The 218-nt window shown below is 52.3% G+C and carries 1 pseudogene; it reads right to left on the bottom strand.

Annotated features, from left to right (window positions below):
* Nucleotides 1-133 precede the first annotated feature (133 nt).
* A pseudogene (locus tag SJ312_RS23475) lies at nucleotides 134-218 on the bottom strand (AAC(6')-Ib family aminoglycoside 6'-N-acetyltransferase); the annotation flags it as partial.

The following is a 218-nucleotide window of genomic DNA, read 5'->3' as shown; positions in this document are numbered from 1 at the left end:
ACGCTTAAAAATAATAAAAGCAGACTTGACCTGATAGTTTGGCTGTGAGCAATTATGTGCTTAGTGCATCTAACGTTTGACATGAGGGGCGGCCAAGGGCGCCAGCCCTTGGACGTCCCCCTCGATGGAAGGGTTAGGCATCACTGCGTGTTCGCTCGAATGCCTGGCGTGTTTGAACCATGTACACGGCTGGACCATCTGGGGTGGTTACGGTACCT

The sequence above is a fragment of the Providencia sp. CIM-Carb-044 genome (assembly GCF_033901115.1).
Taxonomy (GTDB): domain Bacteria; phylum Pseudomonadota; class Gammaproteobacteria; order Enterobacterales; family Enterobacteriaceae; genus Providencia; species Providencia hangzhouensis.
This window is presented reverse-complemented; position numbering and strand designations above follow the sequence as displayed.